General features: G+C 42.6%; 17 protein-coding genes. 12 read left to right on the forward strand and 5 right to left on the reverse strand.

Annotated features, from left to right (window positions below; all coding sequences use genetic code 11):
• Nucleotides 1-70: 70 nt before the first annotated feature.
• The 9 genes from BQ8014_RS19335 to BQ8014_RS05485 all read left to right on the forward strand — a co-directional run bounded on the left by BQ8014_RS19335 (nt 71) and on the right by BQ8014_RS05485 (nt 10,185).
• A complete protein-coding gene (locus BQ8014_RS19335) occupies nt 71-238 on the forward strand; it encodes a hypothetical protein (RefSeq protein WP_160150035.1) in 168 nt (55 codons plus the stop codon).
• 94 nt (nt 239-332) lie between these two features.
• Entirely contained in the window at nt 333-509 is a 177-nt protein-coding gene (locus tag BQ8014_RS19340; protein WP_160150036.1) for a hypothetical protein, read from the forward strand.
• Nucleotides 510-559: 50 nt separating this feature from the next.
• Nucleotides 560-1,843, forward strand: coding sequence for a radical SAM/SPASM domain-containing protein (locus tag BQ8014_RS05455; RefSeq protein ID WP_080903483.1), 1,284 nt, complete (start codon nt 560-562; stop codon nt 1,841-1,843).
• A gap of 122 nt (nt 1,844-1,965) precedes the next feature.
• On the forward strand, nt 1,966-4,266 hold the full coding sequence (locus tag BQ8014_RS05460; protein WP_160150037.1) for an outer membrane beta-barrel family protein: 2,301 nt from the start codon (nt 1,966-1,968) through the stop codon (nt 4,264-4,266).
• Nucleotides 4,267-4,317: 51 nt separating this feature from the next.
• A complete protein-coding gene (locus BQ8014_RS05465; RefSeq protein WP_234997991.1) occupies nt 4,318-6,504 on the forward strand; it encodes a peptidase domain-containing ABC transporter in 2,187 nt (728 codons plus the stop codon).
• 36 nt (nt 6,505-6,540) lie between these two features.
• Entirely contained in the window at nt 6,541-6,840 is a 300-nt protein-coding gene (locus BQ8014_RS05470; RefSeq protein WP_080903486.1) for a peptidase associated/transthyretin-like domain-containing protein, read from the forward strand.
• Between the two features lie 11 nt (nt 6,841-6,851).
• Nucleotides 6,852-7,337 (forward strand): hypothetical protein, encoded by a 486-nt coding sequence (locus tag BQ8014_RS05475; RefSeq protein WP_080903487.1) that lies wholly within the window; start codon nt 6,852-6,854, stop codon nt 7,335-7,337.
• Between the two features lie 168 nt (nt 7,338-7,505).
• The gene (locus BQ8014_RS05480; protein ID WP_080905834.1) at nt 7,506-8,879 is read left to right on the forward strand and encodes a sigma-54-dependent transcriptional regulator; all 1,374 of its coding nucleotides are present in this window, start codon (nt 7,506-7,508) and stop codon (nt 8,877-8,879) included.
• 7 nt (nt 8,880-8,886) lie between these two features.
• Nucleotides 8,887-10,185 carry a sensor histidine kinase gene (locus tag BQ8014_RS05485; RefSeq protein ID WP_080903488.1) on the forward strand — a complete coding sequence of 433 codons (1,299 nt, stop codon included), beginning with the start codon at nt 8,887-8,889 and terminating at the stop codon, nt 10,183-10,185.
• 167 nt (nt 10,186-10,352) lie between these two features.
• Here the strand turns inward: BQ8014_RS05485 and BQ8014_RS05490 are convergent, their stop codons facing one another.
• The gene (locus tag BQ8014_RS05490; RefSeq protein ID WP_080903489.1) at nt 10,353-11,444 is read right to left on the reverse strand and encodes a phosphotransferase enzyme family protein; all 1,092 of its coding nucleotides are present in this window, start codon (nt 11,442-11,444) and stop codon (nt 10,353-10,355) included.
• 279 nt (nt 11,445-11,723) lie between these two features.
• On the opposite strand from BQ8014_RS05490, the gene BQ8014_RS05495 reads away from it, so the two are divergent.
• The 3 genes from BQ8014_RS05495 to BQ8014_RS05505 all read left to right on the forward strand — a co-directional run bounded on the left by BQ8014_RS05495 (nt 11,724) and on the right by BQ8014_RS05505 (nt 14,897).
• Nucleotides 11,724-12,872, forward strand: coding sequence for an aminodeoxychorismate synthase component I (locus BQ8014_RS05495; protein WP_080903490.1), 1,149 nt, complete (start codon nt 11,724-11,726; stop codon nt 12,870-12,872).
• Between the two features lie 445 nt (nt 12,873-13,317).
• On the forward strand, nt 13,318-14,301 hold the full coding sequence (locus BQ8014_RS05500) for an aminodeoxychorismate synthase component I (RefSeq protein WP_080903491.1): 984 nt from the start codon (nt 13,318-13,320) through the stop codon (nt 14,299-14,301).
• Nucleotides 14,298-14,897 carry an aminotransferase class IV gene (locus tag BQ8014_RS05505; protein WP_080903492.1) on the forward strand — a complete coding sequence of 200 codons (600 nt, stop codon included), beginning with the start codon at nt 14,298-14,300 and terminating at the stop codon, nt 14,895-14,897. Before BQ8014_RS05500 ends, BQ8014_RS05505 begins: the two co-directional genes overlap by 4 nt.
• On the opposite strand, the gene BQ8014_RS05510 is transcribed toward BQ8014_RS05505, so the two are convergent.
• Genes BQ8014_RS05510 through BQ8014_RS05525 form a run of 4 tightly spaced genes read right to left on the reverse strand, consistent with a single transcriptional unit; the run spans nt 14,887 to nt 17,756 of the window.
• On the reverse strand, nt 14,887-15,696 hold the full coding sequence (locus tag BQ8014_RS05510) for a hypothetical protein (RefSeq protein ID WP_080903493.1): 810 nt from the start codon (nt 15,694-15,696) through the stop codon (nt 14,887-14,889). The genes BQ8014_RS05505 and BQ8014_RS05510 overlap by 11 nt on opposite strands.
• Nucleotides 15,680-16,078: a GntR family transcriptional regulator gene (locus BQ8014_RS05515; RefSeq protein ID WP_080903494.1), complete on the reverse strand. Its 399-nt coding sequence runs from the start codon at nt 16,076-16,078 to the stop codon at nt 15,680-15,682. Before BQ8014_RS05515 ends, BQ8014_RS05510 begins: the two co-directional genes overlap by 17 nt.
• 3 nt (nt 16,079-16,081) lie before the next feature.
• Entirely contained in the window at nt 16,082-16,912 is an 831-nt protein-coding gene (locus BQ8014_RS05520; protein ID WP_080903495.1) for a hypothetical protein, read from the reverse strand.
• A 13-nt stretch (nt 16,913-16,925) separates the two neighbouring features.
• Complete coding sequence (locus tag BQ8014_RS05525; RefSeq protein ID WP_080903496.1) at nt 16,926-17,756, reverse strand: ABC transporter ATP-binding protein; 831 nt, start codon at nt 17,754-17,756, stop codon at nt 16,926-16,928.
• Nucleotides 17,757-17,791 lie beyond the last annotated feature (35 nt).

Consider the following 17,791-nt stretch of genomic DNA (forward strand, 5'->3'; position numbering starts at 1 on the left):
AATAAAAGAGTGCTGATATTTGTAATATCAGAATGAAACAAATAGTTAAACATTAAAAAACAATATCACGATGAAACTAACGAATCTTACGACAAATAATTTTGAATTGATGGAAGAGGCCGGATTATACATGATCCAGGGAGGAATTATTTACAATGTCTCTTACCAGGGATTTCACAAAAATAACAGCTTGGATGAAAGTGAACAGAATTCAACGCGTAAAAGGCTGTTGTCTTGAAACGAAAATTATTTTTTTGATCAATAAATAACGAAGGGGAGGCCGAAAAACTTTAGACAGAGTAGGCAGTTAAAACTATTAAAATTATTGTATTATGAAACCGGAAGAATTGAAAAAAAAGAAGGATGTATTGGAAAATCAAATCTTGTCCAGCCAGGACTTAGAAGCTCTGAATGAACTTGAGGGTGTAGAATTGAGAGGGGGAAACACTGATAGTGTCAATGGTGAAAGCCCGATATGGGACAATTTCATTTGCGGATTCTTATGCTAATCAATCTTAGAGCAGGAGAAATCCTGCTCTAATTTAATAATCACAATCTCATGAAACCAAGTAAATATAATGTCATTTTATCTGAAGGTTCTAAAGTCCTTTTTTTTAATGCATTAACCCGGAACTATTTCAGGGTGTCAGAAAACAAAAAAGATCTTGTTAAGAATGTCTTGAGCAATGTAGACATTTATAGTAATCAAATACCGCAGTTTTGTAGATCTATTAAAGACCAGGGCTTTGTTGTTGAAGATGAGCTTGACGAGCTTGAAATTATTTCTCGAAAATTTCAAGAGAATATTGATAAAAAGGCATATAAATTAGTCTTGTTACCTACTTTAGAGTGCAATTTCAGATGTTGGTATTGCGTGCAGGATCATGATCATATAAGCGGTTGCATGAACCAAGATGTACAAGATCGAATATGCAGGCATATCGATTTTATGATAACAAAAAAGCATATCGAATCTTTAAATATAGATTGGTTTGGAGGGGAACCATTTAAATATTTTAATGAAGTCATGATTCCAATATCAAATTATGCAAAGGAAATATGTCGTAAACATAATATACCGTTTATATCAACGACAACTACGAATGGTTATTTAATAAGTCCAGAAATTATTGATAAAGCCAAAGATCTTAATTTTAAAGTCTTTCACATCACGCTTGATGGAGATAGAAATTATCATAACAATATCAGGCAGGCCAAAGGAGAATCCTCTTTTGACGTGATTTTAGATAACATTAATAATCTATGCTTTAGTATTGCTAATGTAGAGATATTGATGCGTGTAAACTATGACGATCACAACCTCAATCCGATAGATATTATTGAACAAATTGATGGGAAAATATTACCGGAAAACAAAAGTAAGATCAAAATTTATTTTAGAAAAGTCTGGCAAATAAGCCACTTTGCGGATGAACAGAATAAGTTGAATGAAGCCAGAAATTTACTTATAAATAAAGGATACCAATCACCCTCAGATTTGTTGTTGAACTTTATTCCATGCTATGCTAATAAAAAGTACTATAATGCTATATCGTATAACGGCAAGGTCTTTAAATGTACGGCAAAAGCTGATATGAAAGATGACTATCTTGGCCGGTTAACGTCTAACGGCAATATTGTTTGGAATAAAACAGATTTCGATATAAGTTATTATACCCCCTTGTTTAAAAATGAAAAATGCGGCAAATGTGCTTACCTGCCTATTTGCATGGGGCCATGCAATAAAAATTTTGAAAAAAACAATCTCGTCGTACCGGAATTTAGTTGTAAACTCAAAAAGATCTCAAACTTTAAAGATTTAATTATCGCATATTGCAAGTAATTTCATTAAACGGATTTTACATATGAAGCAAGCTTGTACTTGACAAGGATTTATCAGTTTTGAGACCATTTCCGTACAAAAGATAACATTTTTTCTATAAATCTATCTAAAAATATATGTATATGAAAAAGAACATTTTATTAACTGCATTATTTGCAATGGTAAGTATAATTACAGGTTTTTCCCAAGTCATAACGGGCACCGTGACAAATGCTAACCAACAAGCAATTCCATTTGCCAACGTGATGCTTTACTCATTACCGGATTCTTCTTTTGTGGCAGGAACGGTAACTGATGAAAGAGGAGAATTCTCTTTAAATGGAATTTCAAATACAAAATGTTTCCTGAGAACATCTTTTGTCGGTTATGAAACGAATACATCGGATGCAATCAATAAACAAAGAATCATCCTTCTTCCCAGTGGGAACGAACTTGCCCAAGTGGTGGTCACCACTAGCCCAAAGATATTCAAAAGTGAAAATGGAGCCATCGTTGCTAATGTAAAAAACACGGTATTGGCAACCTTGCCTACAGCAAATGAGGTGATAGCCCAAATGCCATTAATATCAGAAGAAAATGGGGCATTCACTGTTTTTGGGAAAGGGACGCCAATAATTTATATCAATAGCCGCTTGGTTAGAGATAATAATGAGCTTAATAAATTGTCACCTAAGGATATTAAATCTATTCGCATTATCACTATGCCCGGATCAGAATATGATGCTTCAGTGAAGTCTGTTATTAAAATCGTAACAGATAGACCTGTAGGAGAAGGGCTTGGAGGAACACTGTTTACCAAGCAAGCTTATTCGAATCGCTATTTGGGGAATGAAACTGCAGTCTTGACCTATCGACAAGGGGCTTGGGATATTTTCGGAACACTTGACTTTTTATCAGGAAAAAGTAAAAATGAAACAAACACCAGGCAATACATAAATCTTCAGGATAGCACAATTACTCAATCTATGTTTGTGCAAAGCCGGATGAATATAAATTCGTTCGAACCTGAATTTGGAGTAAATTACAATCCTACAAAAAAAATATCAGCAGGGATTAAATATAATGGCTCCATGAGAAAATATCACGTTTACAGAAATTCTCCTATTGAGAGTATTACTCCCTCTACGATAGAATCGATGAATGAAGATGCAAACCTTAAAACCAAAAACAAGTTGAATCAATTGAATGGATATTTTGACGGAGAATTAATTGAATCCAAGCTCTATTTGAATATTAGTTTGGACTATCTCAATAGTAAAAATACAACGGACCAGAATACATCCCTGACATCAACCCAAGTCGATGTTATCAACACATTCAATATTCAGAAAAACAATCTGTTTGCAGTCAAAGATATTTTTACATATAATTTGGGAAGAGGAAATGTCACTTTCGGAAATGATTTCTCCAAGACTGAGGTCAAACAAACTTATACGATTAATCAGAGCGATCTGGGCATAACGGATTCGGATTCCAAATTGAATCAGAACAAGAACGCATTATTTGCATCTTATCAGTATCAGTTCGGCAAATATGGAATGAAGATCGGCTTGAGATATGAACATGTGGATTTCGATTATTATAGCAATGGTATACGCAACGATGAACAATCCAAAAAATACAATGAGCTTTTTCCCAGCATGTTTCTGTCGTATTCTTCGGCTAAACTGCGTCTGAATTTTGGATATGAACGTAAGATTAATTATCCCTCTTATTCCCAATTGAGTAGTAATATACAATATTCATCTCCTTTTCTGTATCAGGGAGGTAACCCCAACTTAAAGCCCTCGATTTCCAATGAATTAACAGGGAATGTATCCTGGCGGAACTGGCTTCTTTTTGCAAATTATTCTCGAAAAAAGGATGAAATACAACGTTTGTTTTCCCAGTATGAAGATCGTCCTATTATTCTCTTTAAAGTGGAAAACATTCCATCAAGCGAAAGTATGAACATAGGTTTGTCGTACAATCCAACCATCGGTTTGTGGAATCCTCGTTTTGAAATGGCTGTTTCAAATCAATGGTTGCATTTGTCCGATACGGATAACCAATATTCGCATGGAAGATGGATGGCTAAATGGAATAATACATTCGCACTTGTAAAGAATTATATCTTCCGCGCAAATATCTATTATGCATCATCCGGTAATTTTGGACCAGTGTATACAAAAAGATTTTGGGGAGTTGATATAAAATGTACAAAAGAATTGCTTGATAAAAATTTAAGCATCATGCTTGGAGTCGACGATGTTTTCAATTCGAACCGCACTAAATGGAATATGATTTATCAAAATATTTCTATGGACTATGACTCTAATATGCATACTCGCCAGATTTATCTGACATTAACTTACCGCTTCAATCAAAGCAAAGGTAAATACAAAGGGCGCCAGGCAATAGATGAAATCAACCGATTGAGATAGGTATATGATAATAATCTATATAACTTCCAAGAATTTATGAAATTTTCATTCATGAAACAGTTTGATGCCATGGATTGTGGACCGGCATGTATTTGCATGATTGCGAAATATTATGGAAAGAAGTTGGCAATAGACAACCTGAGGCAAAATTCTTTTATCGGCAGAGACGGCGTGTCGCTATCCGGAATTAGCAAAGCTGCCGAGAAGATTGGATTCCATACAATGGGTGGACGTATCACGTTTGACAAATTGTGTGAGAAAGCTCCCCTGCCATGTATTGTTCATTGGGATCAGAATCATTTCATTGTTTTATATAATATAAAGAAAGGTCGAAAAGGTAAAATTATTTTATTTGTTGCTGATCCGGGAAAGGGAATCCTGACCTATACCAAAGACGAATTCTGCTCCCACTGGATTAGTACCCAGACAAACGGGGCTGAAAAGGGGGTTGTTATACTACTGGAACCGACGAAGTTGTTTTATGAGCAAATTGAAGAAAAAGGATCACCCGAAAACCGGCTGCAATTTTTAGGCCGTTATTTTGCTAAGTACAAACATTTTTATGGGCAGCTGGTATTCGGTTTGTTTTTGGGTAGCATACTTCAATTGGCCTTGCCGTTTCTTACGCAATCCATTGTTGACAGGGGAATTAATGGAAAAGATATCAGCTTTGTATGGTTGATATTGCTGGCCCAGCTTATGCTGATTTTCAGCCGGACTGCTATTGATTTCATCCGAAAAAGAATTCTATTGCACATCAGTACCCGGATCAATATATCTCTTATCTCAGACTTTTTTATCAAGCTGATGAAGTTGCCGATGCAGTTTTTTGATACAAAACTAACGGGAGACCTCATGCAGAGAATTGAAGATCATCGCCGTATCGAGGCATTTCTTACGGCTCAATCTTTAAACCTCTTATTTTCTCTCTTTAGCTTTATCGTCTTTGGTATTGTATTGCTGGTATACAATCTACCCGTTTTCTTAGTCTTTCTTGCAGGAAGCGTGATCTATGGCGTTTGGATACAATTGTTCTTAAAGAGGCGACGGATTCTTGATTACAAATACTTCGAACAACAAGGAATCAACCGGAATGTTGCCTATCAACTGATTAATGGTATGCAGGAAATCAAACTGCAAGGATGTGAGCAACGCAAACGTTGGGAATGGGAAGATGTGCAGGCGGATTTGTTCGATGTGAATCTTCAATCCCTTTCCCTGCAGCAGAACCAGGAGGCAGGCAGCATATTGATCAATGAACTGAAAAACGTATTAATAACAGTTCTCGCTGCATCAGCTGTAATTCATGGACAACTTACACTGGGTATGATGCTGGCAATACAGTATATAATAGGCCAACTGAACAGCCCGGTCGAACAACTGATGAACTTTATTTACCAATGGCAAGATGTGAGCATAAGCCTTGATCGTATGAACGAGATACATCGTCAAAAAAATGAAGAAAATGAAAACCGGTTTATTCGTTCATTGCCCTCGGAACACTCCATACATATTGACAAAGTTAGTTTCAAATATGATGGAGCTCGTCCGAATTATATATTAAATGATATAGACTTGCATATTCCGCAAGGAAAAGTGACAGCTATCGTAGGTGCGAGCGGAAGCGGAAAAACTACTCTCATAAAATTGCTACTTGGGTTTTATTCTCCGAATGAAGGTGAAATTAGAATCGGGACGATGAATTTGGAGCAGACAGATCTAACTTGGTGGAGGGGAATTTGTGGAGCAGTAATGCAAGACGGATTTTTGTTTTCCGATACCATTGCCCGGAATATCGCTGTATCAGATGACGAAGTAGATTTGGAACGTCTTAGAAATGCAGCAAGAGTTGCTAATATTGCGGAGTATATTGAAGCACTTCCTCTCGGCTATAATACTACAATCGGACAAGATGGGCAAGGTGTAAGTCAAGGTCAAAGACAGCGTGTTTTGATTGCTCGTATTGTGTACAAAGATCCGAGTTTCCTTTTTTTTGATGAAGCAACCAATGCATTAGATGCCAAAAATGAAAAGGCAATCGTTGAAAATCTCGAAGATTTTTATAACGGAAAAACGGTAGTCGTGGTAGCGCATCGCCTAAGCACGGTGAAAAATGCAGACCAGATTGTGGTTCTTGATATGGGTAGAATTGCTGAAATTGGGACACATGCTGAATTAGTACAACAAAAAGGAAAATATTTTGAATTGATAAAAAACCAACTTGAGTTGGGTAATTAAAATAACAGTATAAATCTTTATAATGAAATTATTCGTATGAAAAAACTAATTTGGTTATTCGTATTATTTATTGAAACACTCGGTATCTCTGTTTATGCTCGAACAATTACCGGAAAGGTGATAGATGATAGCAAACTAACCATCTCTTTTGCCAACGTAATGCTTCATACGTTGTCGGATTCTTCTTTTGTTACAGGAACAGTAACTGAAGAAAAAGGGGAACACATTAATCAAGTAGTAATTCCGGTCACACAAAGAATATTCAAAAGTGAAAACGGAGCTATGGTAAATACAAGGGATAAGCAGGCAACAGATGAAATCAACCGTTTAAGATAAATAATTGTGCTATGAAGAAAGCAGTTAAACCCATTGAACTTCGCAGTGAAAAAGTGAGGAACATTATCGGACAGGTTCCTCCAATATTATTACGCTATGGCCTTAGTATCATCGTAATCGCCTTTATCGTAATGATTTTAGCTTCATTGTTAATCCCATATCAGCCATCTATAGCAACACAAATAACAGTCAACCAAGATGTTTCGGGTAAATTATATTTTGAAGCTAATGTTCCTTGCAGGATTCCTTTTGATAGTGTGCAAAGCCTTCTATTTAAAATCAATGATAACTATCAAGATGCATTGCCTTCAATGTTTAAGTTTGAAAGAATTTCCGATACTATTGTGATAACAAACGAAGAGGCTTACCAGATAGTCTATTTACAACCTTTGACGACAAAACAGTCGAAGGTCAAAATAAAAAACACATTTTCTGTTTCTGGAGAAATTCTATTTCCAACAACCAATCTTCTCAAATATGTCCTGAGTAAGGAATAATTACTTTGTGAATTACCGCCTGATAATAGCTTCAGATTTCCTACTCGGATGCCTTGCCGTTTCCATTTTATTTGCTAATAAATACTTAATTGACTTATTTGCAATAGCCTTTTCCGTATTGCTCTGCCATTTTTATCCTTATCTTTGAACTTAAATACAAATGTCGATATGATTTTAATTGTTGATGATGATGCCTCTGTTCGCTCGTCGCTGCTGTTCCTGTTGAAACGGGCTGGTTATGAAACGGAAGCCGTCGCTACTCCGCAAGAGGCGATCGAGCGGGTTCGGCAGTCAGCAGCTCCCCAGCTGATACTGATGGATATGAACTATACGTTGACGACTACCGGTGAGGAGGGAATACAACTCCTCAGGCAGGTAAAGGTTTTTCGACCCGACGTGCCTGTCATTTTGATGACTGCCTGGGGAAGTATCCAGTTGGCGGTGCAGGGGATGCGCGCCGGTGCATTCGATTTTATCACTAAACCATGGAATAATCAATTACTGCTTCAGACCGTTCGTACGGCACTCGACCTGACGGAACAGAAGAAAGATTCGGTGACACCTATCAGCCGGAATGAAGCGGATCAGAAGTTCCATTTCGACCGGATTATCGGACAGAGTCCCCGGTTGATGGAATTACTCGGAACAGTGTCGCGCATTGCGCCAACCAATGCTTCCGTCCTGATCACCGGCGAAAGTGGTACGGGGAAGGAGATGATTGCCGAGGCGATCCATGCCAACAGCCGCCGCGCTAAAGAGCCGTTTGTCAAGGTAAATCTGGGTGGATTGTCGCAGAGCCTTTTCGAAAGCGAGATGTTCGGGCATCGGAAGGGCGCGTTTACAGATGCGTATATGGATCGCACGGGACGTTTTGAAATAGCCGATAAGGGTACCATTTTTCTGGACGAGATCGGTGAATTGGATCTATCCTGTCAGGTAAAATTGTTACGTGTTTTACAGGATCAGACCTTCGAAGTCTTGGGTGACAGCCGGCCGGTCAAAGTCGATGTGCGGGTGGTGAGCGCCACGAATGCCAATCTGGCGGAGCGGGTGCAGCAACATTGTTTTCGTGAAGATCTGTTTTACCGGATCAATCTGATTACGATCCATTTGCCGGCTTTACGGGAACGGAGAGAGGATATTCCCTTGCTGGCGCGTCATTTCGCCGACCGGCAAACGGGGCAGAACGGAATGCCGCCGGTTGAGTTTTCTTCGGAAGCCCTGACTTTCCTGCAACGCCTGCCTTATCCCGGAAACATCCGTGAGTTGAAGAATCTGATCGAACGGACGCTCCTTGTTTCCGGAAAACAACGGTTGGATGCTTCCGATTTCGAGACGCAACAAACTGCTTCTCCCTTGCATCCGAGAGCAGCATCCCCATCCTTTGAGGGAATGACTTTGGATGAGTTGGAGAAGCAAAGCATTCTTCGGGCGATCGAGAAATATGCCGGCAATTTATCACAGGTAGCCGCCGCCCTCGGCATCAGTCGCGCCGCCTTGTACCGCCGGTTGGAGAAATATCATATAACGACGGATAAATAACGGAACGATGCGGTTAAGAGGTTGGTTTTGGATCTGGACGATTCTATTGCTGTCGATTCTGGCGGCGTTTTCCTATTATGTCTTTCGTGGGAGTTCTCTGCTTCTTTTCCTCGGAATGGAGGGAGTGATCCTCTTGGCTTTGGTCTATCTGATCTTTTTCTACCATCGGATTATCAAACCGATTTACCTTATCGGCAGCGGGATGGAATTGTTGAAAGAACAGGACTTCAGTTCCCGCCTCCGGCCGGTTGGTCAGGCGGATGCCGACCGAATTGTCGACGTATTCAACCGGATGATGGGACAACTCAAGAACGAAAGGCTTCGCTTACGCGAACAGAACCATTTCCTCGACTTGCTGATCAAGGCTTCGCCGATGGGCGTGATTATCCTGAACCTCGACAAGGAGGTGCTTTCGTTGAATGCGGCCTCCTATAAGATGTTGGGATTGGCTTCTCCCGAAGAAGCTATCGGAAAGCCATTGACACAGATCACTTCGCCTTTGGCTGCCGAGTTGGCTTTGATTCCTTTGCATGAGTCGCAGACGATCCGTCTCAGCGACGCCAATATCTATAAATGTACCCATTCTTCCTTTGTCAACCAAGGTTTCCAACATTCTTTCTATCTAGTAGAATCGTTAACAAAAGAGGTTTCCATTGCGGAAAAGAAGGCATATGAGAAAGTGATCCGCATGATTTCGCATGAAGTAAACAATACGACGGCCGGCATCACATCCACACTCGATACCTTGGAAAGCGGCCTAACGGGCATGGAACAGGAGAAGGAGGTCGGCGGGATCCTGCGGGTATTGATCGAGCGATGCTACCGCCTGAGCCGTTTTGTTACCGACTATGCCGATGTAGTGCGTATCCCCGAACCGCAGTTAACGAACGTCTCTTTAAATAATTTAGTCGTTTCCAGCAAACGCTTTATGGAAACCATCTGCCGGAACCGCAATATCAAGTTATTGACGGAGCTTTCCGAATCGGATTTGCAAGTGCAGATCGATGCTTCCCTTTTCGAACAGGTGTTGCTGAATATAATTAAAAATGCCGCCGAGTCGATCGACCGCAACGGTACGGTTACAATCCGGACTTTTGCCGATCCGCCTTCCATTCAGATTACGGATACCGGACGAGGCATCGACAAAGATACGGCCGGCAAACTTTTTACTCCTTTTTTCTCCACAAAACCCAACGGTCAGGGCATCGGATTGATCTTTATCCGCGAAGTGCTCCAGAAACACCATTGCACTTTTTCATTGCATACCGATGCTGAAGGATTGACCCATTTCCGTATTGTTTTCTGACAAATGGTTATATACCGGACAATCGAATGCAGGTCGTAATTACCCAATGAACCCTGGTGCCAGGCTGGTTATTTTGCATTTATCGCGTTCTGGATTTTTTGCAAAGACTGTCATTCATTATATAGGCGTTCAATATTGCTCATGACATTTGCCGTTGACCTTATATTTTATAACCATTCTTTCATGAATGCGTCCATTTCTTCCGCTTTGGCTTCGAGGCATTGAAGGAAACGGAACTGGGCGCGGGTGCGTTGCAGGTTATGCTTCGGGTGATGGATTTTGTAATAGGTGTCGCCATTGAGGTAATCCGTTAGGAAGCGAACGGTTTGCATATAGGTCAATAACCGGCCGCCATAGGGAAGGAGACTGATTTCAAGCGGCGTCAGGAATTTCTTGGCTGTTTCCATATAGCCGCGCGTATAAGCTTGGAAAATCGGAAGGTTGACATTGATATTATCCAGATTCTCGTCGTCCTCCGCTCCGGTGTTGCCGGCCGTGCGGATAAAGTCGCCGATGTCGGAAAGAACAAATCCAGGCATGACCGTATCGAGGTCGATGACGCAAAGTACCTTACCGTCTTCATCGAAGAGGATGTTATTCACTTTCGTATCGCAATGGTTCGTGCGCTTCTTCAGTTTGCCTTCGCGGTAGAGTTCTTCCTGGATGCACATCGCTTTTGCGCGCTTCTCAATTTCCCCGATCAAATCTTTTACTTCGTCCACCCGGCCGGCTGCGTTTTTTTCAACGGCTTCGTGAAATTCCTGCAGGCGGAATTCCATATTATGGAAATTTGGGATTGTTTCGCCCAACGCTCCCTCGGGCAGGTCGGAAAGCATCGACTGGAACTCGCCGAAAGCTTTTCCCGCTTCGCAGGACAGTTCGGGAGTCACTTCGTCGAAACTCCGGCTGCGGGGAATGAAAAGGCAGACCCGCCAATAGTTCTCCCCATCGAAGTAATAAGGTTTCCCGTCCCGGGTCGGAAGAAAAGTCAAGACTTTGCGATCGATATCCGGTGTATTCCGGGCTTCCAATTTCTCGCGAATATGTTCGGTCACGGTTTGGATATTGTGTTGCAACATATCCACGTTCTTAAATATCAAATGATTGATACGTTGCAGGATATACTTTGTTTCTCCCTGCGCCGTTTTAACTTTAAGCGTATCATTGATATGTCCGTTGCCGAAAGGTTCAGCGGAAGCAAGGGGTTCGTCGATTTTGAAATTTGTCAGAATTTGCAGATAGTCTTTGCTTGTTGCCATGATATGGGTTAATATAAATTTATGGTTACAAATTTACAAGAATCCGGGCAACTTTGTATTTCTTCCCGTTAAATAAGCTTTAAACCGGAGAAACTAAGCTCTTTTATAAGGCTTTATCCAGGTGAAAAATCATAACTATCATTGAATGATTTCATAACTATGAACGGATAAATTCACAGTTATGATTCGATTCGTTCATAACTATGAGTTTTTCAAGCTAAAAAAAACAGGGCGGACAACGAAATATAGTTTAATTTTGGACTCTCAAAACAGGATAAAATGGGCGGTAATGAAATAGAAGAAGTAAGGAAACGGATGAATGAGGCCGGGCGGGATCAGGCGCCTTTTTTGTTTGCTTTCAGCTTTGAGATGAATGAAGCCTTGTTTGTCGAGTCGCCTCTGGAGCAAAACAGATGCTGGTTTCAAGTGGGAGAGAATGGGAATAAGAATGCTTTTCCACCGGCAAAAATACTTCAACCGCCCACACTTTTCCCTTCTGTGCTTAGCGTTGAGGCATACAAAGCTAAATTCGACCGGGTGCAGCGGGGGCTTTTACAGGGCGATTCGTTTCTGACGAATCTTACGGTTTGTACGCCTGTCGCGATGAAAGCGACCTTGGCAGATGTGTTTTCCTGTGCCGACGCGCCTTATCAACTTTATCTGCCCGGACGGTTCGTCTGCTTTTCACCGGAGCGATTTGTCCGGATCAAAGGCGGAGGGATTTCTACAAATCCCATGAAGGGAACGATCGACGCTTCCGTGCCGGATGCGGCGGAAGTCATCCTGAATGATCCGAAAGAGACGGCGGAGCACTGTACAATCGTCGATTTGCTGCGCAACGACCTGAGCATCGTTGCCAAAGACGTACAGGTCGGCCGTTTCCGTTATCTTGACCGTATTCAATCGAAGGAACGGACGTTGTTACAGGTTAGTTCGGAAATTACCGGCCGGCTCTTTCCCGAATACGAAGGACGTCTGGGAGACCTTTTCCTGAAACTGCTTCCCGCCGGTTCAGTTTCCGGCGCTCCTAAGCACTCAACGCTGCAAATTATCCGAGAGGCGGAGAGCGAACCGCGCGGATATTATACGGGAGTCTTCGGCTATTTTGACGGCCGTACGCTCGATTCGGCCGTGATGATCCGTTTCATCGAGGAGAGAAACGGACAGTATTTTTATCGGAGCGGGGGCGGAATTACCGCTTACAGCCGTTGGGAGAATGAGTATCAGGAGGTCTTGGATAAAATATATATTCCGGTCGGANGACCCGCCAATAGTTCTCCCCATCGAAGTAATAAGGTTTCCCGTCCCGGGTCGGAAGAAAAGTCAAGACTTTGCGATCGATATCCGGTGTATTCCGGGCTTCCAATTTCTCGCGAATATGTTCGGTCACGGTTTGGATATTGTGTTGCAACATATCCACGTTCTTAAATATCAAATGATTGATACGTTGCAGGATATACTTTGTTTCTCCCTGCGCCGTTTTAACTTTAAGCGTATCATTGATATGTCCGTTGCCGAAAGGTTCAGCGGAAGCAAGGGGTTCGTCGATTTTGAAATTTGTCAGAATTTGCAGATAGTCTTTGCTTGTTGCCATGATATGGGTTAATATAAATTTATGGTTACAAATTTACAAGAATCCGGGCAACTTTGTATTTCTTCCCGTTAAATAAGCTTTAAACCGGAGAAACTAAGCTCTTTTATAAGGCTTTATCCAGGTGAAAAATCATAACTATCATTGAATGATTTCATAACTATGAACGGATAAATTCACAGTTATGATTCGATTCGTTCATAACTATGAGTTTTTCAAGCTAAAAAAAACAGGGCGGACAACGAAATATAGTTTAATTTTGGACTCTCAAAACAGGATAAAATGGGCGGTAATGAAATAGAAGAAGTAAGGAAACGGATGAATGAGGCCGGGCGGGATCAGGCGCCTTTTTTGTTTGCTTTCAGCTTTGAGATGAATGAAGCCTTGTTTGTCGAGTCGCCTCTGGAGCAAAACAGATGCTGGTTTCAAGTGGGAGAGAATGGGAATAAGAATGCTTTTCCACCGGCAAAAATACTTCAACCGCCCACACTTTTCCCTTCTGTGCTTAGCGTTGAGGCATACAAAGCTAAATTCGACCGGGTGCAGCGGGGGCTTTTACAGGGCGATTCGTTTCTGACGAATCTTACGGTTTGTACGCCTGTCGCGATGAAAGCGACCTTGGCAGATGTGTTTTCCTGTGCCGACGCGCCTTATCAACTTTATCTGCCCGGACGGTTCGTCTGCTTTTCACCGGAGCGATTTGTCCGGATCAAAGGCGGAGGGATTTCTACAAATCCCATGAAGGGAACGATCGACGCTTCCGTGCCGGATGCGGCGGAAGTCATCCTGAATGATCCGAAAGAGACGGCGGAGCACTGTACAATCGTCGATTTGCTGCGCAACGACCTGAGCATCGTTGCCAAAGACGTACAGGTCGGCCGTTTCCGTTATCTTGACCGTATTCAATCGAAGGAACGGACGTTGTTACAGGTTAGTTCGGAAATTACCGGCCGGCTCTTTCCCGAATACGAAGGACGTCTGGGAGACCTTTTCCTGAAACTGCTTCCCGCCGGTTCAGTTTCCGGCGCTCCTAAGCACTCAACGCTGCAAATTATCCGAGAGGCGGAGAGCGAACCGCGCGGATATTATACGGGAGTCTTCGGCTATTTTGACGGCCGTACGCTCGATTCGGCCGTGATGATCCGTTTCATCGAGGAGAGAAACGGACAGTATTTTTATCGGAGCGGGGGCGGAATTACCGCTTACAGCCGTTGGGAGAATGAGTATCAGGAGGTCTTGGATAAAATATATATTCCGGTCGGATGAAAGAATTTATCGAAACGATCAAAGTGAAGGACGGCCGGTTTTATAACCTTCCGTTGCACCGGGAACGGATGGAGCGTACGGCCCGTCGCTTTTTCGGCCGCATCCCGGAGTTGGAGTTATCCCTTTCCCTGGTCCCGGAGGAATTGCGGACGGGGTTGGTCAAATGCCGTGTCGTATATGACGCTTCCATCCGTGAAATCAGTTTCGCACCCTATACTTTCCGGCCGGTTCGGAGCTTAGCGCTGGTGACGGCCGACCGGATAGCCTATGACTATAAATCGGCTGACCGTTCCGCGATTGCCGCTCTCATGGAACGGCGCGGGAACTGTGATGATGTATTGATTGCCAAGCAAGGAAGGATCACCGATACGTCCTATGCCAATGTCGTTCTCGAATCCTCCGAAGGCGGCCTCTTTACGCCGGATACCTGTCTTCTTCCGGGCGTAAAGCGCGAATCTTTGCTCCGGACCGGCCGGATCAGGGAGATACCTGTCTCCGTGGAAGATCTGAAAGGCTTTGTCCGCATTTATCTCATCAACGCTTTGATCGATCCGGAAGACCGGGTTTGCTTGCCTATAAGCGCCATTACTCTTTGAATTCCATTCCGAAGGCTTCACCCTTTTTCAACTGGATGGATAACCGGGCTTTTTCGTTTTTAGGAATCCAGTTCATCCGCCGGCATTCGTCCTTCGACAATTCGATGTAATGGGTCTGGCTTCCGGTGAGGTTTTCCGTTTCCACCTGGCAGTCTTTGATCCTCCATTTTTCATTGTCGTCCAAATCCAGGTTGAGAGTTTGGATCGTACTGCCGGCTGCTTCAAACGAACGGCAGCCGCTCCGGACGGTCAGGTCCCGGATCGTACAGCTGCCTATTTTTACTCCCTTGGAGGTCTTTATATCCAGATTTCCGAAGGTTTGCTTGTCGAATCTCATTTCGAGGCAAGGCATTTCATTGATGACTTGCAGGGAAGAGTCTGTCGTAAATTTCAGGTTAAACCCTCTCATCGGAGAGAACCTTCCGTTCGATTTCAAGTGAAAGGCTTCTGCCAAGGCCACCTGGTCGACGATGACCTTCAAGGTGTCTCCCTCCGGTTGGAAAGCCAGATAAGGGAGGACTCCTTCCGGGTATTCGATTTTATAGCGCCCCGACGTATCATTTATGAAATGGAGATCACCGTATAATACAGCCGAAAGTTCGTCTTTTCCAATCGCTTTTGCTTTGATCAGTGCGACTTTATAGGGCTTCACTTCTGTTTGGCCGAAGGTCTGCCTGATTTCTGTCTTTATTTTCTCTTTACCTTCCGGTTCAAGGGTGGACAGGAAAAAGATATACAGGATGGAAAGTAATATAAATGCCGCCAACACTCCGATCGTTATTTTAGTTGTCTGTCTCATTGCTTCTACTGTTTAAAGACTGTTGTTTCTTATATTCATTATATAATACTGTTATCTCCGACAGAGGTATTTGCAGCAGGTCGAGCTGACGGAAAAAGCCGGTTAACTCGTTCTGCATGAAGTTCTCTTTCTGGAAAGAATGGATGTGTTGCTTTGCACCTGTCGATACAAAGTAACCGATACCCCGTTTGTTGTAAATGATTCCCTGTGATTGCAGATAGTCGTACGAGCGCATGACCGTGTTGAAGTTGACTTCCACGACGGCGGCATATTCCCGAACCGAGGGGACGCGCTCTTCCTCCTTATACTGCTCCAGCAGGATTTCGTTGCATAATCTATCCGCTATTTGCAGATAGATGGCTTTATTTTCTTTAAAATTCATCGTTTACCATCTTTTTATTATTTCCGACTCTTTAAATCTGAAATAGCCTAAAATCCAATCGAACAGGCTGACTGCATAGAGTAGTGCGCCGATCGCCACAAGCAGGATCTTATCATCGAAACCATTGAAAATATTAGGAATCTGCGCCTCTTTCAGGTTACCGAATACGAGAGTCAAAACCCCGGTGCAAATGCTATAATAAATCAATAGAAAGGCAATGCCGGCTGCAAACGTTTTGACAAATGAATTCTTCTCCCAGAAAGTGCTTCCAAGGACAAACACGGATTGGATAAAAAGATAAACAGAGAAAGCAAAGAACAACCCCTGCCAATAAGGGAAAAAATGGGTTGAATCTTTCGCCCCTGTCCAATTTACCAATGCACTTAAATGGATAAAATCGATATCTTCATGAGGAAACCGGATCGAGCAGTAGATGACACGGGTGGCGTCCGCCAGGAAAAATAAGATAAAGTAGACGATCAGGTAGAGAAGGACAACCTGCATCCAGCGTGAAAGATATTTTTCCAAAGAGGAAGCCGGATTCATCAGGAAAGTCGTCCGTTTGGTTTTCGTACTCATCGGATTCATCAGGGTGGAGGCATAGACGCTTCCCAAGATGAAGAACAGAAGGCCGGAAACTAGCACGAGTTGCATATTATGTGCCTCCGCCGTAGAAGGCTGGTTATCATAATATAGATAGGAGTTCCAGATAAGGGTGATCGAAAAAATCCCGTAACCGGTAATAAGAAGAAGCAGGTTCTTTTTCCAATTCTCCATGATGTCCTTTTGGAGTACCAGAAGAAAACGTTGGAAGCTAAAAGTGTTATTTTCCATAAATCCTTTCTATTTAATTGAATAAACCAGTGATTTTCTCTCTTTCGGACAAAACGGCGTTAAACAGCGACTCCAGGTTGAGTACGGTCTCTTTCTGCTGCCTGTTCGGAAGGATCAGGCTGTTTCCCTGAAGGGAAGGCATGGAATAGAGCACGTCTTTTTCCGGCTTGTCGTTTGTTTCGGTAAAATAGAGTTTTTCGCAAATGCGTTCTACCGTTTGGTTGAGTAGTATCCGGCTTTCGTCAAGGATGATGACCTGCTCCAGCAGTTTATCCACGTCGCGTACCTGGTGGGTAGAGATCAGGATGATCTTGTCGTCGCTCATCCCGGAGACAATAAACTTGCGGAATTGGCTTTTGGCAGGTATATCCAGCCCGTTTGTCGGTTCATCCATAAGCAAAAGGGAGGTATTGGTTGCCAAGGCGAAACTCATATAAACCTTCTTTTTTTCGCCCATGGAAAGCGCATCCAGTTGCAGGTCAAGATCGAGGTCAAAGTCCTGCAGGTATTTATCCAGCGATTCCCGGCTGAATTTCGGATAGAAGGGCGCATTGCATTCGATGTACCGCTTTAAGGAAACGCGGGGGAAGTCGATTTCCTCCGGAACGATAAACATCTCTTTTAAGACGGAAGGAAGCCGCTTGGAGACATCCTCTCCGCTGAACAGCACCTTTCCTTTGCGAGCGGCCAGCAAGCCGACCAACAGATAGAGCAGGGTGGATTTTCCGGCTCCGTTTTTTCCCAATAATCCATAGATCTTTCCTTTTTCCAGACTCAAAGAGAAATCATGGAGTATCTGCTTTTTCTTTTTGTATCCGAACGATACTTCTTCCAGTTTGATCATAAATCGCCTCTTTTTATTAATTACATAACATCATA

Source organism: Parabacteroides sp. Marseille-P3160, assembly GCF_900162725.1.
In the GTDB taxonomy this organism is placed as follows: domain Bacteria; phylum Bacteroidota; class Bacteroidia; order Bacteroidales; family Tannerellaceae; genus Marseille-P3160.

Bases quoted from the DNA above. Each gene is read 5' to 3' on its own strand.
- BQ8014_RS05485 (WP_080903488.1), top strand. From the start codon at position 8,887: ATGCGGTTAAGAGGTTGGTTTTGGATCTGGACGATTCTATTGCTGTCG.
- BQ8014_RS19335 (WP_160150035.1), top strand. From the start codon at position 71: ATGAAACTAACGAATCTTACGACAAATAATTTTGAATTGATGGAAGAG.
- BQ8014_RS05520 (WP_080903495.1), bottom strand. From the start codon at position 16,912: ATGGAAAATAACACTTTTAGCTTCCAACGTTTTCTTCTGGTACTCCAA.
- BQ8014_RS05460 (WP_160150037.1), top strand. From the start codon at position 1,966: ATGAAAAAGAACATTTTATTAACTGCATTATTTGCAATGGTAAGTATA.
- BQ8014_RS05515 (WP_080903494.1), bottom strand. From the start codon at position 16,078: ATGAATTTTAAAGAAAATAAAGCCATCTATCTGCAAATAGCGGATAGA.
- BQ8014_RS05500 (WP_080903491.1), top strand. From the start codon at position 13,318: ATGGGCGGTAATGAAATAGAAGAAGTAAGGAAACGGATGAATGAGGCC.
- BQ8014_RS19340 (WP_160150036.1), top strand. From the start codon at position 333: ATGAAACCGGAAGAATTGAAAAAAAAGAAGGATGTATTGGAAAATCAA.
- BQ8014_RS05470 (WP_080903486.1), top strand. From the start codon at position 6,541: ATGAAAAAACTAATTTGGTTATTCGTATTATTTATTGAAACACTCGGT.
- BQ8014_RS05510 (WP_080903493.1), bottom strand. From the start codon at position 15,696: ATGAGACAGACAACTAAAATAACGATCGGAGTGTTGGCGGCATTTATA.
- BQ8014_RS05475 (WP_080903487.1), top strand. From the start codon at position 6,852: ATGAAGAAAGCAGTTAAACCCATTGAACTTCGCAGTGAAAAAGTGAGG.
- BQ8014_RS05480 (WP_080905834.1), top strand. From the start codon at position 7,506: ATGATTTTAATTGTTGATGATGATGCCTCTGTTCGCTCGTCGCTGCTG.
- BQ8014_RS05490 (WP_080903489.1), bottom strand. From the start codon at position 11,444: ATGGCAACAAGCAAAGACTATCTGCAAATTCTGACAAATTTCAAAATC.
- BQ8014_RS05455 (WP_080903483.1), top strand. From the start codon at position 560: ATGAAACCAAGTAAATATAATGTCATTTTATCTGAAGGTTCTAAAGTC.
- BQ8014_RS05525 (WP_080903496.1), bottom strand. From the start codon at position 17,756: ATGATCAAACTGGAAGAAGTATCGTTCGGATACAAAAAGAAAAAGCAG.
- BQ8014_RS05465 (WP_234997991.1), top strand. From the start codon at position 4,318: ATGAAACAGTTTGATGCCATGGATTGTGGACCGGCATGTATTTGCATG.
- BQ8014_RS05505 (WP_080903492.1), top strand. From the start codon at position 14,298: ATGAAAGAATTTATCGAAACGATCAAAGTGAAGGACGGCCGGTTTTAT.